Source organism: Nitrincola schmidtii (assembly GCF_008973715.1).
Taxonomy (GTDB): Bacteria; Pseudomonadota; Gammaproteobacteria; order Pseudomonadales; family Balneatricaceae; genus Nitrincola; species Nitrincola schmidtii.
The window spans coordinates 119,856-144,787 of sequence record NZ_WBOL01000006.1; the positions used below are offsets into that span (position 1 = coordinate 119,856).

The window sequence follows — 24,932 nt, forward strand, 5'->3', positions numbered from 1 at the left end:
TCAGGATCGAGATGAACATACGTTACATTCGGGATCTTTAACAAGGCGCATTTCACGCCATTCCATTCGACGTCCATCCAGGAGGAGTAAGCGCCCTGTCAGGGATTTCCCTGCATGCGCCAACAACTTAATCGCTTCCATCGCTTGTATCGAACCGATAACACCTACCAATGGCGCTAATACACCCGATTCTGCACAGGTCAGTGCAGCATCATCACCTTCAGGATACAGGCATTGATAACAGGGTGATTGTGAATCTCGCGGATCAAACACACTCACTTGTCCATCAAACCGAATCGCCGCCCCAGATACCAAAGGAACACCTGATTGAAAACAGGCTTTATTCAGGGCAAATCGGGTAGTGAAGTTATCGGTGCAATCGAGCACCAGATCCACTTGACTCACCAACGCAGCCAATGTGTCTGCATCTACTCGCTGTTCTATTTGCTTCAACTTTACATCAGGATTGATCGCCTGCAAGGCTTGAGCGGCAGAGGCTACTTTACTTTGCCCAATACGCGCTTGAGCATGCACAATTTGACGCTGAAGATTGGATAGGTCGACGACATCATCATCTACCAACCATAATTCACCAACACCTGCAGATGCCAGATAAAGACTAACCGGGCTACCCAATCCACCTAAACCCAGAATCAAAACACGACTGTTGAGTAAGCGCTGCTGACCATCAATCTCGATATCAGGCAACATAATATGTCGACTGTACCTAAGCAGCTGCTCATCACTCAGCAACGGCATTTCATCAAGATGATTATTGTGTGCCATAACAGCCTCCGGTCATACGATCATGCCCATTTAAGTCTTGCTGAGTAAAACATTGATAGAAGCCCGACTGTTGCAGCGCTTCTCTAACAGCCTGTCCTTGATCATAACCATGCTCGAACACCAGCCATCCCTCTTCTTTCAAATGGGCTTTTGATTGATCGATAATAGTCAAAATATCCTCAAGCCCTTGTTGCTCTGCAATCAGTGCCGTTAAGGGTTCATAGCGAAGATCACCTTCCTGTAAACAGGGATGCTTGGGATCTATATAAGGAGGATTGCTGATCAGCAGATCATACTGACCTGTTAAAGGCTCACACCAACTACCCTGCAATATTTTTACTTGCTGCAAACCTAACTGCTGGGCATTTCGCTTAGCCAATTCAACAGCACCGGGCATAAGATCAGTCGCTTCAATCAGCCACGAAGGCCGTTCGCTGGCAAGCGCGAGTGCAATGGCGCCGGTACCTGTACCTAAATCAGCCATGCGAAATTCTTGTTTAGGAAACTGCTGAAGCACCCACTCAACCAACATTTCGGTTTCAGGACGAGGGATCAAGGTCTCTTTGCTAACATTAAGCTCTAGCGTCCAAAACCCCCGTGTTCCTGTGAGATGAGCGATCGGCTCACCGGTTTGACGACGTGTTAACAACTGCTGAAAAAGCGAAACCTGCTGCTCTGACAACTCGACTTCAGGCCAGGTATACAAATAGCTGCGGGATTTGCCTAACACATGACATAACAACAATTCGACATCTACACGCGCAGAGTCACTCAAGGTTTCAAGGCTTTGCGATAACGTCAGCGCCTGTTCAATCCTCATTGCTCAATGCACCTAACTGCTCCGCCTGATGTTCATTACGCAGCGGTTCAATCACGGATGCCAAATCGCCATTCATCACTTCATTAAGCTTGTAGAGTGTTAAGTTGATGCGATGATCAGTGACGCGCCCTTGAGGATAGTTGTAAGTGCGAATGCGTTCCGACCTGTCGCCACTGCCAACCAGGCTTTTGCGTGTCGATGCTTGAGATGCCTGAAGCCTTTCTGTTTCAGCCTGCTGTATGCGTGATACCAGAAGTGCCATCGCTTTGGCTCGGTTTTTATGCTGTGAGCGCTCTTCTTGACACTCCACAACCACGCCTGTTGGAAGATGGGTAATTCGGATCGCTGAATCAGTGGTGTTAACGTGCTGACCGCCCGCACCTGAGGATCTAAAGGTATCCACTTTCAGATCGGCTTTGTTGATATCTATCGCAGCTGCTTCATCCATTTCTGGCATCACCGCAACCGTACAGGCAGAGGTATGAATTCGACCTTGAGATTCCGTTTCAGGTACACGCTGAACACGGTGCGCGCCCGACTCGAATTTCAGATGAGCGTAAACTTGCTGACCTGAGATACGACTGATCACCTCTTTGAAGCCGCCATGCTCTCCTTCGCTGGCACTGATTAACTCAACACGCCAACCTTGTAACTCGGCATAACGGGAATACATTTTGAATAGATCACCGGCAAAAATAGCCGCTTCATCACCGCCTGTTCCTGCACGCACTTCAAGAAACACATTTCGATCATCATTGGGATCTTTAGGCAGCAACAACAGCTGCAATGACTTCTCCAGTGCATCACGTCGCTCGGTTGCTGCAACGATCTCTTCCTCTGCCATAGCGCGCATATCAGGATCGCTATCTTTAGACATCAGCTGGGCTTCGTCGATATCAGCAAGGGCTTGGCACCAATCACGATAATGTTCTACAACCGGTTCCAACTCAGAATACTCAACGGAGTAACGACGAAAACTCTTTTGATCACTGATGACGCCAGCATCACTTAATAAGGCAGACAGTTCCTCAAAACGATCAGCAAGCGTTTCAAGTCGGTTACGTATGGAAGCTTTCATTTATTTGGTTCTCAGTCCTGTCGGTCCGCTTTGTCGGCACCCGGAAGTTGAAATAATTCTATGACTAATTGCTGAAGATCATCACGCCCTTCAGCTGAGGCCTCGCGCAGCTTCACCGTGGGTTGATGCAATAATTTATTGGTCAAACCACGTGCCAGCACTTCAATCACTTGCTCTGGAGCTTTACCCGCAAGCAGTTGTTTCTGAGCTTTTTCTAATGCCTCTTCACAAACACTATGAGCCTGCTCTCTGAGTGAGGTGACAGTGTCTACCACATCCAGCTCACGCAATTGGCGCATAAACTCGTTAGCGCCAACCTCAATAATCTGCTCTGCTTCACGAGCGGCACTTTCACGCCCCCGCTGATTTTCCTCAATCACCTCTTTAAGGTCATCTACGGTATACAGGTAAACATCGTCGAGCTGACCCACTTGTGGCTCAATATCGCGAGGAACCGCGATATCTACCATAAAGAAAGGTTTATGACGGCGTTTCTTCAAAGCGGTTTCAACCGCACCTTTGCCTAAAATAGGTAATTGACTGGCTGTCGATGAAATAATGATATCAACATCGGGCAACACATCAGGAATATCTCCCAATGCGATAGCTTTGGCATCAAACAATGCTGCCAAGTCTAAAGCACGACCCAATGTACGGTTAGCCACCGTTAATTGACGAACACCGGCACGATACAAGTGTCGCGCAACCAGTTCAATCGTTTCTCCCGCACCGATCAACAGTGCCCGAGACTCATTTAAATCCGCAAAAATATGCTGTGCCATACTCACAGCAGCGTATGCCACGGATACGGGATTTTGTCCTATGGCGGTATGTGTTCTGACTTGCTTAGCGACATTAAAGGCATGCCTAAAAAGACGACCTAATTCAGCACCTATCAGACCTTCTTCTTGTGCAACGCTGTAAGCAGACTTTAGCTGCCCTAGAATTTGCGGCTCACCCAATACCAGAGAGTCCAGTCCTGATGCTACCCGCATCATATGACGAACCGCTTTATCATCTTCGTATTGGTAACTACAATCTTGCAGACGATTGATATCCAGATCGTGGTAATGAGCTAGCCAAGCGAGCAACTTTTCTAAACTAGGCGATGAACCGCAACCGTATACTTCTGTGCGGTTACAGGTTGATAGGATAGCGACCTCTTTTAAACCTGCCGCATGACAGGCATTATGCATCGCCTGAGCGAGATTCTCTGGAGCAAATGCTACACGCTCACGCACCTCAACAGGTGCCGTTTTATGATTGATACCTAATGCCAACAATGTCATATAAAAGAATCAGCAACCCGACTACACGAAATAAGCCGCTTATCATACACCTTAACGGCGCAGGGATTAAGCCACCTTAATAGGATGGGCGTAAACTAAACCATCAAGTTCTGTTATACGTAATGATTTTAAGGCGTACAATCGACAAACTGCCCAGATTTCCTCTATAGTGCATTAGCCTTGCGATTGCTAAAGGATGTAATTTAATGAATAAACTGCTATGGGTTCTTTTACTGACTCTACTGATCAGTGGATGCTCAGGTTTAACTCATGACACCACCGAAACGCAGCCTTTTGACGTTCTTGACACTCCGCTTCCAGAGGTCAAGTATGAACAAGGACAGCTAAATAGAGAAATTCTAGTTGACCTGATCACGGCAGAGATGTCGGGACACATAGGCTTATATGATGATGCCTTAAGCTTGTATCTCAATCAGGCACGCAACACTCAGGATGCTGCCGTTGCAGAACGGGCCACACGTATCGCTCAGTTCATGCGTAACAGCAAAGCCGTTATCACTAGCGCAAAACTCTGGGCAGATGCAGCACCTCATTCACAAGAGCCACGGGAACTTCTGGCAGGTATTCTGTTACATGAGGGTCGGTTCAATGAAGCATTACCTTGGCTAGAAACACTGTTAATCGATGCAGAATCTGACGCTGCTTTACTAATCAGTTCTCAAGCAGAGACCATTGATCCAACCACTGCCAGTCAATATTTGGAACTGATTGAGACAATTCTTGTTGAGCAACCGCAACGAACCGATCTGCATCTAGCCACTGGCCTTCTATTTATTCGCATTGGTGAAGAAGATGCTGCCATGCGCGCTTTTGACAGAGGTTTAATGATTGAACCTTATCAACCACAACTGGTGATGCAAAAAGTAGAGCTTTTACGTCAACGCGATGAGATCACGCCTGCACTACAATTGATTAATCGTGCAGCGTTGCGCCATCCAGAAAGCAATCAACTGCAAATTCAACAAGCACAATTGTTGATGCTATCTGGTCAATTTCAGAGAGCGGAACAACTCATGACCTCTTTATTAGAAGAACGTCATCGTGATACGCAACTTCACCTATACTTTGCACTCTTGTTACTTGATCATCAGCAATACGAATCCAGTCGCGATCTTCTGGAATCGTTAAAATTAAAATCACCTGACAACCCTGAAGTAGACTTTTACTTGGGCCATTTAGCCCAACAGCGCGGTGATAGAGAGCTAGCGCTCTCCTATTACAGTGCCGTCGAGCAAGGTAATACCTTTTTACAAGCACGAGCACGCATGCTGGAGCTTTTCAATGATCCGGCATACCAAGCTCGTGTCGAGAATACTATTAACAAGGCCATCACACTTCAACCTGGACTCAGAACTGGCTTGGTTATTGTGTTGGCAGAATGGTACAAAACTCATGACTTAAAACCCTTGGCGCTTGAACGCTTAACTAATGAAATTAACAAATCACCCACCGATACTCGCCTTCTTTATACGCGTGCGCTCTTCCATGAACCAGAACAACCTGAAAAAACACTAAGCGACCTTCGACGTGTACTGGAACTTGATCCAGATAACCCAGTGTTTTTGAATGCACTGGGATACACCATGACCGTCCACACCGATGATTATGAAACAGCACATTCATTGATCTCTAGAGCTCTTGAACAACAACCTAACGATGCTGCCACACTGGATTCTATGGGCTGGGTTCTATTTAAGTTAAACAGAGCAGATGAAGCGCTTTTCTTCTTACAACGTGCCTACGATTTATTTCCAGATCCCGAGGTGGTTGCACACTTAGTGCGAGTATTAAATCACCTCGGCCGACATGATGATGCAACAACACTGTTAGAGGATTACCTCTCCAGAATGCCCGATAATCGACACCTACTAGATGCACTTGAGAGAATTGAAATTGAGTAATTCAGTGAAAGCGCTCTTAATCGTCGCGGTATTGCTGCTTTTATCAGCCTGTAGCACCAGCCCAATGCTTCCACCTCCCGATCGAGTTGAACAAGCTTGGGTCTATGAACTGGAAGACTGGGCACTCGATGCGCGTATCAGCATTACCCAACCCTTAGCCGATCGTTCAGATTCTGCTCGGTTAAACTGGGAGCAACAGCAAGATGATTACAAAATCCACCTATCTGCCGGCCCTTTCAATCAAACTGTTGCGATCATGACAGGAAGACCAGGGCGAGCGGAAATTCAGGTTGCTGGTGAAGATGATCGTTACACGGCTCGATCTCCAGAGGCTTTGATGCAGGCGATACTTGGATGGAGTTTACCTATTCGCCACGCGGTATGGTGGATTAGAGGCGTACCTGATCCATCGCTACCCCATGCACTGGTTTCTGAACAGAGTAATTACCGCTTTACTCAAGCAGATTGGGATATTGATATTTTACGTTTTCAAGAGATCGGTGCGAACCATCGACTACCCTCTCGCATGAGGATGGTGCATAATGAGATTACAGTAAACTTAGTAATAGGACGCTGGGAGTTAACACCCTGACCTCAGGGGTTGATTTTTGGCTTAAATTTGCACAGAATACGCGCCTTCCTTTTAAGGCTATAACGATGCCAAAGGAGAGTTTGGGGTATCGCCAAGCTGGTAAGGCACTGGATTCTGATTCCAGCATGCGTAGGTTCGAGTCCTACTACCCCAGCCAAAGACTATGATGACTGATAATCCTTCAGCACTTGAAACCCATTCAGCAGCAATCGAAAAGGTAAAGCGCATGTCCAGCATGATGATCTTCACCGGCAATGCCAATCCGGAACTGGCACTTAAGGTGGTGGAACGCTTAGATATCCCACTGGGCAAAGCAGACGTAGGTCGCTTTAGTGATGGTGAAGTGAGTGTGGAAATACAAGAAAACGTTCGCGGTAAAGACGTTTTCATTATTCAGTCAACCTGTGCTCCGACCAATGACAACTTAATGGAATTGATCGTATTTGCAGATGCCATGCGTCGTGCATCTGCTATGAGAATCACAGCGGTTGTTCCCTATTTTGGCTACGCACGCCAAGATCGTCGCCCTCGTTCAACGCGAGTACCGATCAGTGCCAAAGTCGTTGCCAGTATGATGACCAGTGCCGGTGTTGACCGTGTATTGACTGTTGATTTACATGCTGACCAGATTCAAGGTTTTTTTGATATCCCCGTTGATAACGTCTATGGCTCTCCGGTGCTATTAGATGACATTACAGATCAAAAATACGAAGACATGATCGTTGTTTCGCCTGACGTTGGCGGTGTGGTTCGCGCCAGAGCAGTTGCTAAACAACTTGACTGTGATCTAGCTATCATCGACAAACGTCGCGAAAAAGCTAATGAATCACAAGTCATGAATATTATTGGTGATGTCGCTGGACGTACCTGCATTCTCGTTGATGATATGTGCGATACCGCTGGGACTTTATGTAAAGCAGCCCAAGCACTAAAAGACAAAGGCGCTGCTCGTGTTGTCTCTTATGTAACGCACCCTGTGCTATCAGGTCCTGCGATCGACAACATCAATGGCTCTATGCTTGACGAGATGGTGGTAACGGACACTATTCCGCTATCGCCAGCAGCACAGAAGTGCTCCAAAATTCGCCAACTGACGATTGCACCCATGCTGGCTGAAGCGGTTCGCCGCGTATGTAATGAAGAATCCATCAGCGCGATGTTCCGCTAAGAATATCACGCTAGGTAGATTGAGATTCGCTCAATCGAACAATGCGAAATACATAGCTATATAACTAAGTATTTTGCACTTTCCCTGACAAACAGGGTAATCAAATACTGCAAAATCCTGGTCGCGGGAGGTTGCAGTTTTTTAATTTTATAGGGTAATACACAATGTCTAAGTTCGTAATCAACGCTGTAAGCCGTGAAGATCAGGGGAAGGGTGCGAGCCGCCGCCTGCGTCGTCAAGGCATGGTACCTGGCATCATTTACGGTAGCGAAACACCTGTCGCTGTCTCTGTTGTCGGTAAAGATCTTTATCGTATGCTTTTAGAAGATGGCTTCTATTCATCTATTCTGACAATCAGCTTAGATGGTAAAGAAACCTCTGTTATCATTAAAGATCTACAGCGTCACCCTGCTAAACCTGTTGTTCTTCACGCTGACTTCCAGCGCATTGACGACAACCAGAAGATCAAGATTCAGGTACCTCTGAACTTTGTAAACTTCGAAAAATCTGCAGCGTCTAAAGCAGCCGCTAAATTCGCACCTGAAGCTTCTACTGTAGAAATCCTATGCTTACCAAAAGCATTGCCAGAAGCTCTAGATGTGGATCTATCCAATATCGAAATGGGCCAAATTGCTCACCTTTCAGACATCGTTCTGCCTGAAGGTGTTGAAATTGTTGCTCTTCGTCGTGGTGAAGACCATGACCAAGGTATCGGTTACTGCTACGCGCCACGCGGTGCTAAAAAATAATCAGTCTTTATGACTGATCGTGCTCGGCATGAATGACTCTATTCAACTCATTGTTGGCCTTGGCAACCCAGGGCCCCAATATCACGAAACGCGTCATAATGCCGGTGCGCATCTGGTGGAGCAGCTTGCTGCCCACCAGAACTCTCCTCTAAAACCTGAAGCTCGTTTTTATGGCCTCTACGCCAAAACGCAGATTGCAGGCACACCTATCCACCTGTTGATCCCCACTACGTTTATGAACCTGAGTGGAAAGTCAGTAGCAGCCTTAGCTAATTTTTACAAAATCGCACCCGAGAATATTCTTGTCGCTCATGATGAGCTGGACTTACAGCCGGGAACTGCGCGATTAAAGAAAGGTGGAGGCCATGGAGGCCACAACGGTTTACGAGATATTATTGCTCAATTAGGCAATAACAAAGAATTCTATCGTTTACGCATCGGTATCGGGCACCCTGGACATGCAAGCCAAGTATCAGGCTTCGTATTGACCAAAGCACCCACACAAGAAAGAGATAACACTCAAGCCGCGATTGATGAGTCAATCCGCCACCTACCCTTGGCTATTGAAGGTCAGTGGCAGCGTGCAATGAATCAACTACATAGCTTTTCAGGCTCAACCAAATAACAGGAACAGACCATGGGTTTTAAATGTGGCATCGTCGGACTGCCTAACGTCGGCAAATCGACTCTTTTCAACGCCTTAACCAAAGCAGGCATTGAAGCACAGAACTTTCCTTTCTGCACCATCGAGCCTAATGCAGGCGTGGTTCCTATGCCTGATCCGCGATTGAAAGCGCTGGAGGCAATTGTAAAGCCCGAGCGTGTCGTACCGACCACGATGGAGTTTGTTGATATCGCTGGCCTAGTTGCAGGCGCTTCTAAGGGTGAAGGACTTGGTAACAAGTTTCTAGCCAACATTCGCGAAACTGACGCGATCGCTCACGTGGTTCGCTGCTTTGAAGATGACAATGTCATCCATGTTGCGAATCAAATTGATCCTCTGACAGATATTGAAACCATCAACCTAGAGCTGGCTTTAGCCGATTTAGACTCGGTTGAAAAACAGCTACAGCGGGTTACTCGTAATGCTAAAGGCGGCGATAAAGATGCCGTTGCAGCAAAAGCCCTATTAGAAAAGCTTCTGCCTCACCTCAGCGAAGGCTTACCTGCTCGCGCGGTAAAGCTCAATGATGATGAACTAAAACTCATTGAAAGCTTTCACCTTCTCACCACCAAGCCCACCATGTACATTGCCAACGTGGCTGAAGATGGTTTTGAAGACAATCCACACCTCGATAAAGTCCGTGAACTAGCCCAATCAGAAGGCGCAGAAGTGGTCGCTATCTGTAACAAGCTAGAGTCAGAAATCGCTGAACTGGATGATGATGAAAAGCTTGAGTTCCTCCAAGAGATGGGAATGGAAGAGCCGGGTCTTGATCGTGTGATACGCGCTGGTTACAGCCTGCTAGGACTACAAACCTACTTCACCGCAGGTGTTAAGGAAGTCCGCGCTTGGACAATCCGCATTGGTGATACGGCCCCAAAAGCTGCAGCCGTGATTCACACCGATTTTGAAAAAGGCTTTATCCGCGCCGAAGTGATTGGCTATGACGACTTCATCACCTACAAAGGGGAGCAAGGCGCTAAAGAAGCTGGAAAGTGGCGTTTAGAAGGCAAAGAATACATTGTCAAAGATGGCGATGTGGTTCACTTCCGCTTCAACGTCTAAGTGTTGGCTAAAAGCTTAGAGATTCAGTGTTTTTTGCAGTCACGCTGTTGACAATCGAGGCCAAAAAGAGAATAATTTGCGGCCTTGAAAGCACGTGGCGATGTAGCTCAGTTGGTTAGAGCAACGCATTCATAATGCGTGGGTCGCAGGTTCGAATCCCGCCATCGCCACCAGTTTTCAAGTTTCGGTTATAGGGGTATAGCCAAGCGGTAAGGCAACGGGTTTTGATCCCGTCATGCGGAGGTTCAAATCCTCCTACCCCTGCCATTCGCTTGGCAATGTAGCTCAGTTGGTTAGAGCAACGCATTCATAATGCGTGGGTCGCAGGTTCGAATCCCGCCATTGCCACCAGCGAGTAAAAAATCGATTTAGGGGTATCGCCAAGCGGTAAGGCAACGGGTTTTGATCCCGTCATGCGGAGGTTCGAATCCTCCTACCCCTGCCACCTTCCCATCTCATGTGTTATTTTATTCGAACAAAAACCTCTCTCAACGTCACATTTCTGATAATATATTTATTTATGCGACCCTTGATTTATTTTACGAACTAAAAAATCAATAGTCTGTGAGCGGTTATAATTGAAACGTGGCTGTCTTATGAATTCTGATGAACCAAACTCCAACTCAGATAACAGAAACCGAGAACAAATAGAGACTGTATCTATTCTATTTTTAGGTTATACACGTGAAGCTGCAGCAAAAACACAGGCTTCACTGGCATCAGCGAATATTTCGCCACGTTGCAGAATCATCACAAATGAAAATGAACTAAAAGCTTCGTTAGCAGAGCGAAGCTGGTCATTATTCATACTAAGCACCATGCAACCTCAAGATTTGGATTTTCAGAGGGCCGCTCAGGTTGTAAAAGAATTAAATAAAGACATTCCATTAATTCTTATATGCGAAACACTGCCTGATTCAGAGAGCCATCTAATGCTGCTAGAAGAAGGCATTCAGGTCGCCTGTACCGCTAGTAGTGAAAAATTAACGGTGATGTATATCTATCAAGCCCTAGCAGCACTAAAACAGCGTAGGCATTGGCGTTACTGTGAGACACTACTTGAAAAGGCTGAGCATCGAATTACGGCATTAATTGATGATTCACGGACAGCAATCTGCTTTATTGAAAATAATCATATCTGTTATGCCAATGAGCGCTTTCATGAACTGTTAGGCTATACCGTGCTTGAAGACCTAAGCAGCCTTAACTTAGAACATATCGTTACATCTTATCATCGAGATTCAGTTCTTCAAGAAATTAGCAATGTTAACTCTGGCACAGTAAGAACCGCTAGTATAGGGGTTGATATGATGCGTGCAGACTCGACACGCTTCCATGCCACGCTTACCCTGCATCAAGCCGTATTTAACGAAAAAGACGCTGTACAAATCGACGTCATTCAACAGCTAACCGATACTGAAATCTTTAATGAAATTGACCCTATTAGCGGTTTATTAAACAGTAAGGGCTTTACCAAACAACTTGAGCAACGATTAGAGCTAGCTCGCAAAGGTGGTAATGATGGATTTCTGTGTTACATTTCCCTAGATGCTTTTGACACCATCTATCAAAATACAGGTCAGGAAGGGGTTGATCTTCTCGTCGGCAGTATTGGACGATTATTAAAAGGCCTGGTCAACGAAGCTCACTCCCTTGCTCATATTGATGATCGTGTATTCACCCTTCTCCTTGCTGATCCACAACAAGACACAGCCAAAGCCCTTGCACGTGAGATATGCTTAGCCATCGCAGAAATGAATTTATCTGTTGGTGATTATCACGTGCAGACCACTTGTTCGATCGGTATTACCATGATCAATGAGAGCACCTCACGGGGTACAGAGGCACTATTACAAGCAGAAAAAGCAGCCAAAAGTCTTCACTTTAATGAGCGTCAAGGCAATGGCTTTAGCTTTCATCAGTTGGATCAAAGCAAACCGGTGGTTGGTAATGATGCCAAAGCCGTACAACGTGTTGTCGATGCGATTACGCATAACCATTTCCGCCTACTTTTCCAACCCATTGTTCCACTAGAGACAGAGATTAAGATCGCTAATTATGAGATCTTTCTTCGCCTGCTGACGGATGATAACAAAGAAGTCTCACCGACTATTTTTATGAGCAGTATTCCAGATGATAACGTCTTAGCCCGAATGGACATGTGGGTGCTTGAAGAGTGCCTGATGTTAATGCGGCAAGCGTTGGATCAAGGTAAACGTCAACGTTTGTTCGTCAACGTAACCGGAAGAACACTGCGCAATAAATCCTTACTGCCTTGGTTCGCAGAGCAACTGAGAAGTTTGCGCCTCCCTGCCGATCACTTTGTTTTCCAGATCAGTGAAGTGGACGCGCTTGCATCACCAGCCTACTATAAAGCATTTTGCCAAGCACTTCATAAACTACACTGCCTCATCTGCCTAAAGCATTTTGGCAGTACCTCTGAATCTAATTATGTTCTTGCGGATGCTAAGGTTGATTACGTCAAACTAGATGTTAGTTATTTAAAAGAATTGAATCGCAATAGCTTAACGCCCAAGCAGATGGGTGAAATTATCAAGCCGTTAAAAGAGAAAGGTATTCAGCTGATTGCACCGATGGTCGAGGATACGCGTCAAATGAGCCAACTCTTCCGCATGGGTATTAATATGGTACAGGGCCACTATTTGCAGCCCCCTCAAGCGGATATGAAATACGATTTCTTTGAAACGACTAGCGAAGCCTAATCAGCATTGATACTGATTAGGCTTCTGCTTTAAATGATTAGACGTTAGATCCCGTCACGATCACGAAATCCAATCAGGTAGAGAATACCATCCAAACCTAATGTTGAAATGGCCTGTTTAGCGCTCTCTCTGACAAGCGGTTTGGCCCGAAAAGCAATACCAAGTCCGGCTATTGAAAGCATTGGCAGATCATTCGCCCCATCACCAACAGCAATCGTTTGTTCTAGCCTTAATCCCTCACGCTCGGCAATCTCTCGCAACAGTTGAGCTTTACGCTCACCATTGACGATCTCTCCTGTTACTTCACCTGTTACTTTGCCATCAATGATGTCCAGCTCATTCGCATAAACATAATCAAAACCCAGTCGCTGCTGAAGGCCTTTGGCAAAGTAGTTAAAGCCGCCCGATAGAATAGCCGTTTTGAACCCTAAGGCTTTCAGTTGAGATACCAAGGTTTCAGCACCCTCAGTTAACTTCAAACGTGCTGCAATTTTATCCAAGGCGGAAACATCCAACCCTTTTAACAGCGCCACACGCTTGCGGAAGCTTTCATTAAAATCCAGCTCACCTCGCATCGCGGCTTCGGTGATTTCGGCAACTTGATCACCGACACCCGCTTCTTTCGCTAGCTCATCAATCACTTCTGCTTCAATCAAGGTTGAATCCATATCGAACACAACTAAACGACGATTGCGTCTGAAGATATCATCATGCTGGAAAGCGATATCCACTTCATAATCTGAAGCTGCTTGAAGAAATGCCTGTCTTAAAGCTGAAGCATCTGCCGGAATACCGCGAACGGAGAATTCAACGCAGGCTTTAGTCTTTTCTGTATTGGAGGGTGTTTCAAGAGACACTCGACCCGAAAGACGATTGATATTATCGATATTCAAACCGTGACTAGCCGCAATTTCAGCAACACGTGCGATATGCAGTGCACTAATACGACGACCTAGCAACGTAATGATATGCCGAGACTTACCCTGCCCAGAAACCCATTGCTCATAATCACGTGGATCGACAGGCTCGAAACGCACATGCATATCTAATTCATGCGCTCTGAACAGTAAATCACGCAATAAGTTAGAAGCGCCGGCTTCCGTGGGCACTTGAATCAATATACCTAAGGACAGGGTGTTATGAATAACAGCCTGACCGATATCTAAAATATTGACGTTAAAATTTGCCAGAATTCCGGTAATACCCGCGGTAACTCCCGGGCGATCCTTACCCGAGAGTGTCATCAGAATTATTTCGTTCATGGATGTCATTTTTTTCTTGATGATGGCTTACGTGATGAAGCGGTTGAAGGCCCAGCTTTACGACTAGGTGATGACTTACTGTCATCGACTTTGCCTTTGCGAAGCTGATCTCGCTTCGACGGTTTTTTGGGCACGGGAGCGCTATTCTGACTGGTTCCATCCGCCAAATCAAAGTCGATTTTACGCTCATCAAGATCCACTCTAACCACACGCACATTTAGGCTATCGCCTAGCTTAAATACTCGCTTGGTACGATCACCCACTAAGCGCTGCTTTGCTGCATCAAAGTGGTAATAATCACTGGGCAGACCGGTAATATGTACCAAGCCTTCCACATAGAGGTCTTTGATCTCTACGAACAAACCAAACCCAGTCACAGCCGCAACGACTCCTTCAAAGTGATTGCCGATCTGCCCCTGCATATACTCACATTTCAACCAAGCAACCACATCGCGTGTCGCATCATCAGCGCGTCGCTCTGTCATCGAGCATTGTTCACCCAGCGCCAACATCTCTTCCATCGTGTAATGCTTGACGAAAGCAGGCTTAGCACTAAACCCTGAAGGTCGCTCTATCTCTTTAATTCGCTTACCGGTATGAATGGCAGCACGGATATTACGATGCACCAGCAAATCGGGATAGCGACGAATAGGCGATGTAAAATGTGCATAGGCCTCATAGGCCAGACCAAAGTGTCCTTTATTTTCAGGACTGTAGACCGCTTGCTGCATGGAACGAAGCATCATGGTCTGAATAATATGCTGATCTGGACGGTTTTCTATCGCAGTTGCCAATTTCAAATAGTCTTTCGGCTCTGGCTTCTCACCGCCCGGAAGGTTTAAACCTAACTCGCTTAAAAAACCACGGAGGTTTTTAAGCTTTTGATCCTTTGGCCCCTCATGAATACGGTACAGGCTCGGCTGTTTATACTTATCCAGGAATCGTGCTGTTGCTACGTTCGCACACAACATACATTCTTCAATAATTTTATGAGCATCGTTACGATGAATGGGAACAATACGCTCAATTTTGCGCTCTGGGCCAAATTCAATACGTGTTTCAACCGTATCAAAGTCAATCGCACCACGCTCATCTCTGGCTTTCCGTAAGGCTTTATACAGGCCGTAAAGGGTTTCCAAATGAGGAGTAACCGCAGCATATTCTTGACGCAACTGCTTTTGTTCGTCCGCCTCACCAATCTGCCCAAGGATCGCTGCCACTTTATTGTAAGTAAGACGTGCCTTAGAGTTGATGACGGCTTCATAAAAACGAAAGTCTTTTAGCACACCGGAACGTGAAATATTCATCTCACAAACCATGGATAAACGATCAACTTTAGGATTTAACGAGCAAAGTCCATTGGATAATAACTCTGGTAGCATCGGCACCACAAAGCCGGGGAAGTAAACAGAGTTACCACGAAGAATCGCTTCATTATCCAGCGCTGATCCTGGCTGGACATAGTAAGAAACGTCAGCGATGGCAACCCATAGACGCCAACCGCCTAGACGTTTCTTTTCAGCATAGACGGCATCATCAAAGTCACGTGCATCTTCACCATCAATTGTCACTAAGGGTAAATTACGCAGATCAACACGATTGGCTTTATCTTTTTCCGCCACTTCAGGAGCAAGTTCAGCAATTTGCTGATGCACCGCTTCCGGCCATTCATTGGGAATATCATGACTGTGAATGGCGACTTTGATCTCCATCCCTGCTGATAAATGCTCACCTAACACTTCAACCACTTGCGCACGCGCAGGTTGCCGACGATTAGGATACTGAAGAATTTCAGCAACGACTAACTGACCATCGCTATAGGTTAAATCTGACTGTTCATTCGGAATAATCATCACTTGATTGGTGATGCGTTGATTTTCAGGTATCAGCGAACCAAAGCCATTGTGACCGTCAAAACGACCCACCACTTTTTTAATACTGCGCTCTAATACCTCAACAACCTTCGCCTCACGACGACCTCGGCTATCTAAACCGATCTCCTGAACTAAGGCTTTATCACCGTCAAACACTTCACGCATATTACGTGCATTCAAAAACAGGTCATCACCACCATCTTCAGGCTTTAAAAAACCGTAACCATCTCGGTGGCCAATCACACGACCACTGATGAGATTCATTTTTTCGATCAGACCGAATTCATTGCGACGGTTGGAGATTAATTGTCCGTCTCGGCACATGGCAATAAGTCGACGACGTATCGCCTCTATATCATCTTCGTGTGTTAAACCTAGTTCATCGCACAGATCAGGATGTGCAATCGGCGCACCCCATTTTTGTAAAAATTCGAGTATAAACTCACGACTCGGCACAGGATTGTCATATTTGGTTGCTTCCTGTGCTGCATTAGGATCTTTTTCAACCCATTTATTTTTCATATTTTTTCCATTTATAAACAAAGCCGGCATATAGCCGGCTTTTTTGTAAAGATCAATTAAGGAACCAGTTCCTCTTCCTCATCCTCTTTCGGAGGTGGAGGGATCAAATCTTCTCGGGTGACATTCAACAACAATAGAATGTTACCAGCCACATAAACCGACGAATAAGTACCAATAATAACACCTGCTAACAGTGCTATCGCGAAACCATAGATCATTTCACCGCCAAATATAGCTAAAACGACCAACACCATCATCGTCGTTAAAGAAGTGACTATCGTTCTACTTAAGGTTTGGTTAAGCGATGTATTCAGCACTTCAATCGAATCACTGACTCGTAAAACCCTAAAGTTTTCACGAATACGATCATAGACAACGATGGTATCGTTTAAAGAATAGCCGATAACCGCTAAAAGTGCTGCTAATACCGTTAAATCAAAGTCTATCTGCATCAACGAGAAGAAGCCTAGCACAATAATAACATCATGCGCTAAAGCCAATACCGCACCCACCGAGAACTTAAACTGAAAACGGAAGGCTAAGTAGATCATTACCATAATCAAGGCAACTAACAATCCTAGTCCACCCTGTTCTCGTAACTCCTCACCCACTTGAGAGCCAACAAACTCATTACGTCTTAAAGTAACCGAGCCATCAGCTTCTTGCTGCAAAATTTCTAGAATTGTTTGTCCTAGTTGCGGATCATGCGCTTCACCCAGTCGAATGAGGATATCATTTGCAGAGCCAAAGGTTTGCACCACTGCATCGCCATAACCAGCACCACGAAGATGACCTCTGACCACCTCTAGTTCGACCGGCTGATCATAGGTCACTTCGACAAGACTACCACCGGTGAAATCTAAGCCGAACTTAAGTCCATTAATCGCTAATGAGCCTATGGAAACGAGTATCAACACGATGGAGAAGATCGCCGCAATGCGACGAGCTCCCATAAAGTTGAATTCTTTTTTAATATTAATCATATAACCCTCAGAGCCAAAGCTTCTGCAGTTTGCGGCCACCATAGGTCGCATTGACCAAGGCTCGCGTAATCACGAGTGCTGCAAACATTGAGGTGACTATTCCGACCGATAGCGTTACAGCAAAACCTTTGACAGGCCCTGTACCCATAGCAAACAGAATCACTGCTGCAATTAGGGTGGTAACGTTAGCATCCAAAATCGTACTAAAGGCGCGACCAAAGCCCGAATTAATCGCACTTTGCACCGGTGCACCGCTACGGAGCTCTTCTTTAATACGCTCAAATATCAACACGTTAGCATCAACAGCCATACCGACTGTCAACACAATACCTGCGATACCCGGAAGCGTCAGCGTTGCACCTAACATCGACATGACTGCGATAATCATCACCAAGTTAAGCGTTAGCGCGACGTTTGCCAATAATCCGAAGACGCGGTAGAAAAGCGCCATAAACACCATCACCAAGGCAAAGCCTATCTGTACCGATGTAACACCCATCTTGATGTTTGCTTCACCTAGGCTTGGACCAATGGTTCGTTCTTCAACAAAATAGATGGGAGCGGCCAAGGCACCAGCTCGCAGTAACAGGGCCAGTTCAGAAGACTCTCGAGGGCTATCTAGTCCAGTAATACGGAACTGATTGCCTAAGACACTTTGAATCGTCGCTAAAGAAATCAGGCGCTTTTCCGTGTAGGGAATACGGCGCTCGACCATCTCACCGTCAACACGCTCCATTACATTTCGTGTTTTATGTTCAACAAATACAACCGCCATGCGACGCTGCAGTGCATTTCGGGTGACACGACTCATCATCTGGCCACCACGCGCATCCAAGGTTATAGAAACCTGTGGCATACCGTTTTCATCAAAGGTGGCATTGGCGTTAGCCACGCTGGATCCGGTGATAATAATATCGCGTTCAAGTGTTGCACGGCGATCAGGATCATTACGGAACTCAAATACTTCAGTTGCGGCTCTACTTGCATCACTAAGAGCCTCTAAACGAAACTCTAGGTTAGCCGTTTGACCGATAACACGCTTAGCGGCAGCCGCATCCTGAATACCAGGAAGCTGAACCACAATTCGGTTTCGACCTTGACGCTGAACTAAGGGTTCTGCAACACCTAACTCGTTAACACGATTACGTAAGGTCGTTAAGTTTTGCTGAATTGCGTAGTCTTCGATATCACGAACGGTTTGCTCATTCAACGTAACATAGAGAAACCATGCCTCATCTTGCTGGGCAGTTTCAAAGGCAAACTCTTGAAAATCTCGGCGTAAGCGGCTTTGTGCTTCATCTCGTGCTTCGGCATCAGCAAAACGAGCAACCAAGCGACCATCATCTTCTAGTTCCACTGAACGGTAACGAATGCGCTGTTCACGCAATGTGGTACGTATATCACTGGCATAGACTTCTAAACGCTGAGTCACGGCCTGTACCGTGTCGACTTCCATTAAGAAGTGGACACCACCACGCAGATCAAGACCTAAAGTCATCGGTCTTGCACCTATCGCAGTCAACCAATCTGGGGTTGTTGGCGCTAAATTCATCGCCACAACAAAATTTTCGCCCAGCCCTCGCGTTAGCGCAGCTCGAGCTCTTAACTGTGCATCACCCGAATCGAAACGTATCATGCCCGCTTCATTTTCCAGTTCGGCACTTTTGAAGCTGATACCTTCTTGTTCCAGTACATTAACCGCTTGAGCTATGATGCGGTCATCAACTTGATGAACGGCGCGTGAGCCCGAAATTTGCACGGCATAGTCTTCAGGATATAGGTTTGGAGCTGCATAGATGGCGGCGATGACCAACACCAATACAATCAGTAAATTTTTCCACAAAGGGTAGCGGTTGAGCATTGTGCTCCTTCCTCGGTAAACAAAAGCGCCACTACAGGAGTGGCGCTGACGCTGGTTTCAGCCGTTAGATATCCTTGATGGTACCCTTAGGCAGCTCAGCGGCCACATGGGCTTTCTGAAACTTAAGTTCTACGCCATTGCTGACTTCTAGTACCACATAATCATCGGTCAGACGAACGACCTTGCCGATAATACCACCGGCAGTAATCACTTCATCACCCTTACTCAGACCACCGACTAGCGCTTTATGTTCCTTGGCACGTTTTGCCTGTGGACGCCAAAGGAAGAAATAAAAGATTAGCGCAAAGCCAACCAAAAACAGCATGTTAAACATGCCAGGATCCATACCACCCGCTTCTTGTGCGAAGGCTGGCGAAATAAAGAAGCTCATTCAGGCGTTCTCCAGTTATTGTCTAAGTTAACGAAACTTTTAAATATTTTTTAAAGACGATCATGATGATGTGTCTAACAAGGGAGGAGTTTCCAGCCCTCTTGCCTGATAGAAATCGTCTACAAAGGCGCACAATTTACCCTGTTCTAAGGCATTGCGCAAACCAGCCATCAAGGTCTGGTAATAATGTAGATTATGCAAGGTACTTAACTGAGCACCCAGCATCTCACCACACTTATCTAAATGATGTAGATAAGCCCGACTAAAGTTTTTACAAGTGTAACAGTCGCAATTTTCATCTAACGGACGAATATCCGTTTTATTCGCTGAATTACGGATCTTAACGACGCCTGTTGACGTGAACAAGAACCCATTTCGCGCGTTGCGAGTTGGAATTACACAATCAAACATATCGACACCGCGTCGTACCGCCTCAACGATATCTTCCGGCTTACCTACACCCATTAAATAGCGAGGCTTATCGTCTGGCATCTTGTAGGCTAGATGATCCAGTACCTCGATCATCTCTTCTTTAGGTTCACCAACCGATAAACCGCCGATCGCATAACCATCAAATCCTATTTCAGTTAAGCCTGCCAAAGACTCATCACGAAAGTGAGGGTACATACCCCCCTGAACAATACCAAACAGTGCCGAAGGATTGTCTCCATGCGCGGTTTTTGAGCGCTCAGCCCAACGGAGTGACATCCGCATCGACTCAGCCGCTTCGATTTCAGTTGCGGGATACGGCGTGCACTCATCAAAAATCATGACGATATCTGACCCCAGCGCACGCTGCACTTCCATCGAACGCTCAGGACTTAAAAAGACCTTACTACCATCCACGGGTGAACGAAACGAAACACCTTCTTCGGTAATCTTTCTCATCTTGCCAAGACTGAAGACTTGAAAGCCACCGGAGTCAGTTAAAATAGGCCCTTGCCATTGCATAAAGTCATGCAGATCACCATGCAAATTGATGATCTCTGTACCAGGTCGAAGCATTAAATGAAAAGTATTGCCTAGAACGATTTGCGCACCCAAGGCTTTAACATCGCGCGGCAACATCCCTTTCACGGTGCCATAAGTCCCCACTGGCATAAACGCAGGCGTTTCAACCACACCTCGCGGGAAGGTTAAACGACCACGACGCGCTTTACCCTCGGTTGCTAAACGCTCAAACTGCATAAAACATTGTCTAGTCACGCGGACTCCTTGGCAATATTAGACTGACACGTCAAAAACATTGCATCACCATAACTGAAAAAACGGTAGCGCTGTTGAATTGCTTCAGAATAAGCCTGTCGAATATGCTCGATACCCGAAAAAGCAGAAACCAGCATGATCAAGGTCGACTCAGGAAGGTGAAAATTTGTCACCATCGCATCGACACTTTTAAAGCGGTAGCCTGGATAGATAAATATGGAACTATCACCCATAAACGGCTGAATCTGCCCCGACTGACTGGCGGATTCTAGCGACCGCACACTGGTGGTTCCTACCGCAACAACGCGAGACCCACGTGCACGTGCTGCATTAACTGCGTCACACACAGCTTCTGACACTTCAATATACTCAGCGTGCATTTTATGCTCTTCAACCTGATCAACTTTAACTGGCTGAAAGGTTCCTGCACCCACATGAAGCGTTACAAAGGTAGTTTCTACACCCATCGTTTTCAGCTGATCGAGTAACGGTTGATCAAAATGCAAGCCCGCAGTTGGCGCAGCCACAGCTCCCGGGCGCTTGTTATAAACCGTTTGATAACGCTCACGATCAGAGGGTAAATCTTCACGATGCATATAAGGAGGCAAAGGCATATGACCATGCGCTTCGAGCTGTCGCATCAGATCTTCTTGAGGATCAAACTGTAACTGAAATAGATTGTCTTGACGACCGATGACCTCAGCCTCAACACCACCCTCTAACAGTAATCGACTGCCCACTTTAGGTGATCGACTTGAGCGAACATGAGCGAGCGCACGCTGATCACCTTGAAGTCTCTCAATCAGGACTTCTACCTTTCCACCTGAAGCTTTCTGCCCAAACAAACGGGCAGGAATCACCCGAGTGTCATTAAACACCAACAAATCACCCGGCTGTAGTAGCTCAGTCAGCTGACTAAACTGTCGATGCTGACACTCACCAGTGTTGCCATCTAAACACAATAAACGACTCGCACTTCGCGTTTCCAAAGGAAACTGAGCAATAAGCTCTTCCGGCAAATCAAAAGAGAAATCACTGACGCGCATGATCTAACCTGTAAGAAAAATTAAGTTGCGTATTTTACCTCAATCAAAAGAATTTTTCAGTCTTGATTGACCGCTGCGAAAAAGACCTTATAATATGCGCTCTGTTGTTGAGGTAAACGCTTCAACTCAGCTTCAAGTTGGCGGTGTGGTGAAATTGGTAGACACGACGGATTCAAAATCCGTTGCTGAATAAGCGTGGCGGTTCGAGTCCGCCCACCGCTACCATTACGGGGTTTTAACCCTTCTCGTACAATCTCTCAAACCTTGTAACCATGCGGGTTAGAGCTTAATATTACTCTAATAGCTTCTCACTCAATAGCGAAACTTATAGCTATTTCAGAGGGTAGAACTGGGGGTATAACCTGAAACAACCCTTAAACAAGCTCGCTCAAAGTCTGATGAAGCACGGCAATTGCTGGCTGATGGCATAAACCCCAGCACACATAAGCAAAATATAAAGAAGATAAGCAGCGCACTAGAGCGCTTTTTGTTACCTGCGTTAGGCCGTACCCCCATTCAGTATCTACCCCAAATTAACAACCCAGCAAGACCTAGTCCAGCAGCTGGCCAAAAAGGGACTGAGTAACCTTCAGCAAATGAAGAGAGAATTGTTAAGATACCAAATAGTGCATAGCCTAACGCCAAAAACAATGTATGAAGAAATCGGTTATATAGCGAATTTTTAGTAGCGGAGACTACTTGAGGCTCTAACATCGGAGCTGAACACCTATTTAGTGTGAATCTCCATTGTGCGCTTACGATACCCTATTCACAACGAACCTTTATGCCACTCCCCCTTCATATGTGATCTAGGTCACAAAGTGAGCTGATTTTTATTGCGAGGTTAATCAGTTACAGACACTATCCTTTTCCGAAGTGATAGATCAATTATAAGGACCCGATCATGCGAGCAATAGTCACCAGTCTAACGCTGTTGTTTTTGACACTCATGAGCCAATTGGCAGTAGCTATCGATATTCGTGAATTAAGAAGCATCAATGCACAAGTTAATTTAGAATTTCAAAGACAGCCAACAAAAGAAAAACGATATAACCACTCTGCCTTGGCTAAATATCATTTAGTCCGTCAACGCTATCCCCATGCTCGCACAATGATCACTCACGCCCAACATGTGACGCCCAGTGGGTATGAGATTGAACCTTTGACTGTTCTTGCAGTGGAGGTGAATAATCGTTTGTGGATCTTAGACTTTGAGTTATTAAATATTTATACCGCACAAGATCGTCGCGACATTAAGCCTTTGACCAGCATAGAAATGCGTGATGGGCAGGTCTGGATACATCATGTGGACAATGACTGGTCGATTATCAGCAGCCAACCAGCCGACTCAGCCACCAAAGAGAGACTGAGATCGACCTTATGGGAAAATATGCCTGGGTAAGGCTTAAGCAGGTACAAATTGTGCGGATGTGTTAGCTTGATCAATCACATCCGCTAACATATCCGCTGTAACAGCACTTAACGTCCAGCCCAAATGACCGTGACCGGTATTATAAAAGACGGTGGGTAATTTGCCCTTACCCACTTTCGGCATCATATTAGGCATCATGGGACGCAAACCCGCCCAAGGGATAACGCTGCGAGTATTTACCTCGGGGAAACACTGATTAACCCAGTCAACCAACGGCTTGATTCGATCGGCTCTAATATCCTTATTGTAACCATTAAACTCAGCGGTACCGGCGACACGGAAACGATCTTTCCCTAAACGACTGGTAACCAATTTAGTCTCATCATCTAACAAACTGACCATAGGCGCTGCGGCTTGGCTTTGCTCGTCAAGAAGATTGACAGTAATGGAGTAACCTTTAACTGGATAAATATTGACTCGATCACCCAAAGATGCTGCTAACTTCCGACTGCCGACACCCGCAGACACTACTATTGCATCAAATTGGTGACGGATTGAGCCTTCTGAGGTTTTTACCGTAACGGAGGCACCGCGATCATCTGCTTTCACATCCAAGACTTCTTGCTCATAGAGGCATTTGACACCTAAGCGTTCACAAGCTTTAGCTAAACCTTGAGTGTATTTGTGTATGTCACCGGTGGTATCACTGGGTGTTAAAAAGCCACCGTAATACTGACCTTTTAAGGTTGGCTCTATCCGCTGGATATCACTGGGAGATAATGTCTCACGAACCAAACCACCCTTAGCGAGTAATTTGGATACTCGCTGAGCGTGCTCAAATCCTGCTTTATCACGGTAAATATGTAATATCCCTTTTTCGACATGATCGAAATCGATATTTTCTTCTTTAGCCCAACCAAACAGTAGTTCACGAGCGGCTATCGCCATACGGGCAGTTTCGGTGGTGTTATTTTCATACTGAGGAATAGAGGCCATAAACTCAGCAAACCAGCTGAATTTATGCCAAGAAGGCTTGGGATTAACGAGCAAGGGCGCATCGTTTTTCAGCATCCACTTCAACCCTTTAAGAATGGTAGACCAACAGGTCCACACTTCAGCATTGGAAGCCGATAACTGACCACCATTCGCAAAAGAGGTTTCCATCGCTGCATAGCGTTGCTTTTCAAACAGGGTAACTTGATAACCACGCTTAGCCAGTGCGTAAGCGGAAGTGACGCCGGTGATTCCACCGCCGATAACTGCAATAGACTGCATCAGACAACTCCGAATTCAACATTAGGTTAGACGTCATTCATTTGAAAAACGCCACCCCCTCCGTTGCTGTACCTGAGAGATTCACACTGATAACAGTGCTTGCTCCTTCGGTGTGCCAATTAAGACATCTCTTCGGAGTTCTTTAAACATCAACCGGTCCTTTTGCCTGAGAGTTTCCGGGGCGGTTGCTCCTTCGGCGTCACTGCACTTATGTAAAATAAGCCAGTAATCTCTCCCGATCGACATGTTTCGAACTAAAAACGACATCAAATATAGCATGACCA

20 protein-coding genes, 6 tRNA genes, 1 pseudogene and 1 riboswitch are annotated in these 24,932 nt (G+C 46.0%); of the genes and pseudogenes, 15 read left to right on the top strand and 12 right to left on the bottom strand.

Annotated features, from left to right (window positions below; genetic code table 11):
• Genes F7R24_RS07135 through hemA form a run of 4 tightly spaced genes read right to left on the bottom strand, consistent with a single transcriptional unit; the run spans position 1 to position 3,973 of the window.
• Complete coding sequence (locus F7R24_RS07135; RefSeq protein ID WP_338087096.1) at positions 1-786, bottom strand: molybdopterin-synthase adenylyltransferase MoeB; 786 nt, start codon at positions 784-786, stop codon at positions 1-3.
• The gene (prmC, locus tag F7R24_RS07140) at positions 773-1,606 is read right to left on the bottom strand and encodes a peptide chain release factor N(5)-glutamine methyltransferase (RefSeq protein ID WP_151670560.1); all 834 of its coding nucleotides are present in this window, start codon (positions 1,604-1,606) and stop codon (positions 773-775) included. The genes F7R24_RS07135 and prmC overlap by 14 nt, the downstream gene beginning before the upstream one ends.
• Positions 1,596-2,684 (bottom strand): peptide chain release factor 1, encoded by a 1,089-nt coding sequence (gene prfA, locus F7R24_RS07145; protein ID WP_151670561.1) that lies wholly within the window; start codon positions 2,682-2,684, stop codon positions 1,596-1,598. The genes prmC and prfA overlap by 11 nt, the downstream gene beginning before the upstream one ends.
• A gap of 11 nt (positions 2,685-2,695) precedes the next feature.
• A complete protein-coding gene (gene hemA / locus F7R24_RS07150) occupies positions 2,696-3,973 on the bottom strand; it encodes a glutamyl-tRNA reductase (RefSeq protein ID WP_151670562.1) in 1,278 nt (425 codons plus the stop codon).
• Positions 3,974-4,179: 206 nt separating this feature from the next.
• On the opposite strand from hemA, the gene F7R24_RS07155 reads away from it, so the two are divergent.
• The 12 genes from F7R24_RS07155 (at position 4,180) to F7R24_RS07210 (ending at position 12,856) form a co-directional block, all read left to right on the top strand.
• Positions 4,180-5,895 carry a tetratricopeptide repeat protein gene (locus F7R24_RS07155; RefSeq protein WP_151670563.1) on the top strand — a complete coding sequence of 572 codons (1,716 nt, stop codon included), beginning with the start codon at positions 4,180-4,182 and terminating at the stop codon, positions 5,893-5,895.
• A gap of 4 nt (positions 5,896-5,899) precedes the next feature.
• Entirely contained in the window at positions 5,900-6,487 is a 588-nt protein-coding gene (gene lolB / locus F7R24_RS07160) for a lipoprotein insertase outer membrane protein LolB (RefSeq protein WP_168926791.1), read from the top strand.
• Between the two features lie 81 nt (positions 6,488-6,568).
• Positions 6,569-6,644: transfer RNA gene (locus F7R24_RS07165), tRNA-Gln, on the top strand.
• A gap of 69 nt (positions 6,645-6,713) precedes the next feature.
• Entirely contained in the window at positions 6,714-7,655 is a 942-nt protein-coding gene (locus F7R24_RS07170) for a ribose-phosphate pyrophosphokinase (protein ID WP_151670646.1), read from the top strand.
• 164 nt (positions 7,656-7,819) lie between these two features.
• A complete protein-coding gene (locus F7R24_RS07175; RefSeq protein ID WP_151670565.1) occupies positions 7,820-8,404 on the top strand; it encodes a 50S ribosomal protein L25/general stress protein Ctc in 585 nt (194 codons plus the stop codon).
• 28 nt (positions 8,405-8,432) lie between these two features.
• Entirely contained in the window at positions 8,433-9,029 is a 597-nt protein-coding gene (pth, locus tag F7R24_RS07180) for an aminoacyl-tRNA hydrolase (protein WP_151670566.1), read from the top strand.
• Between the two features lie 12 nt (positions 9,030-9,041).
• Positions 9,042-10,133, top strand: coding sequence for a redox-regulated ATPase YchF (gene ychF / locus F7R24_RS07185; RefSeq protein WP_151670567.1), 1,092 nt, complete (start codon positions 9,042-9,044; stop codon positions 10,131-10,133).
• A 96-nt stretch (positions 10,134-10,229) separates the two neighbouring features.
• Positions 10,230-10,306: transfer RNA gene (locus F7R24_RS07190), tRNA-Met, on the top strand.
• Positions 10,307-10,325: 19 nt separating this feature from the next.
• Positions 10,326-10,400, top strand: a tRNA-Gln gene (locus F7R24_RS07195).
• A gap of 7 nt (positions 10,401-10,407) precedes the next feature.
• Positions 10,408-10,484 (top strand) — tRNA-Met (locus F7R24_RS07200).
• 19 nt (positions 10,485-10,503) lie between these two features.
• Positions 10,504-10,578: transfer RNA gene (locus tag F7R24_RS07205), tRNA-Gln, on the top strand.
• 151 nt (positions 10,579-10,729) lie between these two features.
• Positions 10,730-12,856 carry an EAL domain-containing protein gene (locus tag F7R24_RS07210; protein WP_151670568.1) on the top strand — a complete coding sequence of 709 codons (2,127 nt, stop codon included), beginning with the start codon at positions 10,730-10,732 and terminating at the stop codon, positions 12,854-12,856.
• Positions 12,857-12,900: 44 nt separating this feature from the next.
• On the opposite strand, the gene serB is transcribed toward F7R24_RS07210, so the two are convergent.
• The 7 genes from serB to queA all read right to left on the bottom strand — a co-directional run bounded on the left by serB (position 12,901) and on the right by queA (position 22,001).
• Positions 12,901-14,118: a phosphoserine phosphatase SerB gene (gene serB / locus F7R24_RS07215; protein ID WP_151670569.1), complete on the bottom strand. Its 1,218-nt coding sequence runs from the start codon at positions 14,116-14,118 to the stop codon at positions 12,901-12,903.
• Positions 14,119-14,123: 5 nt separating this feature from the next.
• Positions 14,124-16,514 carry a ribonuclease R gene (gene rnr, locus F7R24_RS07220; RefSeq protein ID WP_151670570.1) on the bottom strand — a complete coding sequence of 797 codons (2,391 nt, stop codon included), beginning with the start codon at positions 16,512-16,514 and terminating at the stop codon, positions 14,124-14,126.
• Between the two features lie 56 nt (positions 16,515-16,570).
• Complete coding sequence (gene secF, locus F7R24_RS07225) at positions 16,571-17,497, bottom strand: protein translocase subunit SecF (RefSeq protein WP_151670571.1); 927 nt, start codon at positions 17,495-17,497, stop codon at positions 16,571-16,573.
• 7 nt (positions 17,498-17,504) lie between these two features.
• Positions 17,505-19,358 (bottom strand): protein translocase subunit SecD, encoded by a 1,854-nt coding sequence (secD, locus tag F7R24_RS07230; protein ID WP_151670572.1) that lies wholly within the window; start codon positions 19,356-19,358, stop codon positions 17,505-17,507.
• Positions 19,359-19,422: 64 nt separating this feature from the next.
• A complete protein-coding gene (gene yajC, locus F7R24_RS07235) occupies positions 19,423-19,749 on the bottom strand; it encodes a preprotein translocase subunit YajC (RefSeq protein WP_151670573.1) in 327 nt (108 codons plus the stop codon).
• 60 nt (positions 19,750-19,809) lie between these two features.
• Positions 19,810-20,937, bottom strand: coding sequence for a tRNA guanosine(34) transglycosylase Tgt (gene tgt, locus F7R24_RS07240; RefSeq protein ID WP_151670647.1), 1,128 nt, complete (start codon positions 20,935-20,937; stop codon positions 19,810-19,812).
• 14 nt (positions 20,938-20,951) lie between these two features.
• On the bottom strand, positions 20,952-22,001 hold the full coding sequence (queA, locus tag F7R24_RS07245) for a tRNA preQ1(34) S-adenosylmethionine ribosyltransferase-isomerase QueA (protein WP_151670574.1): 1,050 nt from the start codon (positions 21,999-22,001) through the stop codon (positions 20,952-20,954).
• A 139-nt stretch (positions 22,002-22,140) separates the two neighbouring features.
• Between queA and F7R24_RS07250 the strand changes: the two genes are divergently transcribed.
• The 3 genes and pseudogenes from F7R24_RS07250 (at position 22,141) to F7R24_RS07255 (ending at position 23,403) form a co-directional block, all read left to right on the top strand.
• Positions 22,141-22,226 (top strand) — tRNA-Leu (locus tag F7R24_RS07250).
• 148 nt (positions 22,227-22,374) lie between these two features.
• Positions 22,375-22,587 (top strand): annotated as a pseudogene (locus F7R24_RS14995) (hypothetical protein); the annotation flags it as partial.
• 318 nt (positions 22,588-22,905) lie between these two features.
• Positions 22,906-23,403: a hypothetical protein gene (locus F7R24_RS07255; RefSeq protein ID WP_151670575.1), complete on the top strand. Its 498-nt coding sequence runs from the start codon at positions 22,906-22,908 to the stop codon at positions 23,401-23,403.
• A 3-nt stretch (positions 23,404-23,406) separates the two neighbouring features.
• Here the strand turns inward: F7R24_RS07255 and F7R24_RS07260 are convergent, their stop codons facing one another.
• Complete coding sequence (locus F7R24_RS07260) at positions 23,407-24,648, bottom strand: D-amino acid dehydrogenase (protein ID WP_151670576.1); 1,242 nt, start codon at positions 24,646-24,648, stop codon at positions 23,407-23,409.
• Positions 24,649-24,792: 144 nt separating this feature from the next.
• A riboswitch (glycine riboswitch) is annotated at positions 24,793-24,896 on the bottom strand.
• Positions 24,897-24,932 lie beyond the last annotated feature (36 nt).

Excerpts from the sequence above, each read along its gene's own strand:
- F7R24_RS07135 (WP_338087096.1), bottom strand. The coding sequence starts at position 786 with ATGGCACACAATAATCATCTTGATGAAATGCCGTTGCTGAGTGATGAG.
- prmC (WP_151670560.1), bottom strand. The coding sequence starts at position 1,606 with ATGAGGATTGAACAGGCGCTGACGTTATCGCAAAGCCTTGAAACCTTG.
- prfA (WP_151670561.1), bottom strand. The coding sequence starts at position 2,684 with ATGAAAGCTTCCATACGTAACCGACTTGAAACGCTTGCTGATCGTTTT.
- hemA (WP_151670562.1), bottom strand. The coding sequence starts at position 3,973 with ATGACATTGTTGGCATTAGGTATCAATCATAAAACGGCACCTGTTGAG.
- F7R24_RS07155 (WP_151670563.1), top strand. The coding sequence starts at position 4,180 with ATGAATAAACTGCTATGGGTTCTTTTACTGACTCTACTGATCAGTGGA.
- F7R24_RS07170 (WP_151670646.1), top strand. The coding sequence starts at position 6,714 with ATGTCCAGCATGATGATCTTCACCGGCAATGCCAATCCGGAACTGGCA.
- F7R24_RS07175 (WP_151670565.1), top strand. The coding sequence starts at position 7,820 with ATGTCTAAGTTCGTAATCAACGCTGTAAGCCGTGAAGATCAGGGGAAG.
- pth (WP_151670566.1), top strand. The coding sequence starts at position 8,433 with ATGAATGACTCTATTCAACTCATTGTTGGCCTTGGCAACCCAGGGCCC.
- ychF (WP_151670567.1), top strand. The coding sequence starts at position 9,042 with ATGGGTTTTAAATGTGGCATCGTCGGACTGCCTAACGTCGGCAAATCG.
- F7R24_RS07210 (WP_151670568.1), top strand. The coding sequence starts at position 10,730 with ATGAATTCTGATGAACCAAACTCCAACTCAGATAACAGAAACCGAGAA.
- serB (WP_151670569.1), bottom strand. The coding sequence starts at position 14,118 with ATGAACGAAATAATTCTGATGACACTCTCGGGTAAGGATCGCCCGGGA.
- rnr (WP_151670570.1), bottom strand. The coding sequence starts at position 16,514 with ATGAAAAATAAATGGGTTGAAAAAGATCCTAATGCAGCACAGGAAGCA.
- secF (WP_151670571.1), bottom strand. The coding sequence starts at position 17,497 with ATGATTAATATTAAAAAAGAATTCAACTTTATGGGAGCTCGTCGCATT.
- secD (WP_151670572.1), bottom strand. The coding sequence starts at position 19,358 with ATGCTCAACCGCTACCCTTTGTGGAAAAATTTACTGATTGTATTGGTG.
- yajC (WP_151670573.1), bottom strand. The coding sequence starts at position 19,749 with ATGAGCTTCTTTATTTCGCCAGCCTTCGCACAAGAAGCGGGTGGTATG.
- tgt (WP_151670647.1), bottom strand. The coding sequence starts at position 20,937 with ATGCAGTTTGAGCGTTTAGCAACCGAGGGTAAAGCGCGTCGTGGTCGT.
- queA (WP_151670574.1), bottom strand. The coding sequence starts at position 22,001 with ATGCGCGTCAGTGATTTCTCTTTTGATTTGCCGGAAGAGCTTATTGCT.
- F7R24_RS07255 (WP_151670575.1), top strand. The coding sequence starts at position 22,906 with ATGCGAGCAATAGTCACCAGTCTAACGCTGTTGTTTTTGACACTCATG.
- F7R24_RS07260 (WP_151670576.1), bottom strand. The coding sequence starts at position 24,648 with ATGCAGTCTATTGCAGTTATCGGCGGTGGAATCACCGGCGTCACTTCC.